The 358-nt window shown below is 65.1% G+C and carries 1 protein-coding gene; it reads right to left on the bottom strand.

The genetic code is table 11. The features are described 5' to 3' along the window. Positions 1-116 precede the first annotated feature (116 nt). The coding region (locus J0A65_RS26535; RefSeq protein WP_206597166.1) for a YkgJ family cysteine cluster protein at positions 117-358 on the bottom strand (242 nt) is incomplete at its 5' end.

Raw genomic sequence — 358 nt, 5'->3', positions numbered from 1 at the left:
CTGGGCGGCGGTTGCACACAGCATCACGGCCAACACGGACATACGGATCATCTTGGAACCTGTTCTCTGGGTAGTGTTTGCGTTTCGACCGCAGCAAGGGGAAACGGGTTCAGCCGTCAGACCGTCGCCTGCTCCAGCCAGCCGAGCATGCGAATGGCGCTGTCGCGACTGTCGCCGCAAAGCTCGACCTCGGCCTTGAACGCCGAGCAGACGGGCGGCCGCTCCGGTTTACCGAACAGGGCACAGAGCGCATCGACGGACAGATGAATGCAGCGCACACCCGCCGGCTTGCCGTCGGGCATGCCAGGGATGGGCGAACTGATGGAGGGCGCGACGCAACAGGCGCCACAGCCGGCAC

Source organism: Bowmanella yangjiangensis (assembly GCF_017255015.1).
Classification (GTDB): domain Bacteria; phylum Pseudomonadota; class Gammaproteobacteria; order Enterobacterales; family Alteromonadaceae; genus Bowmanella; species Bowmanella yangjiangensis.
Note: the sequence above shows the minus strand (reverse complement) of the source record. Positions and strands in the feature narration are given on the sequence as shown.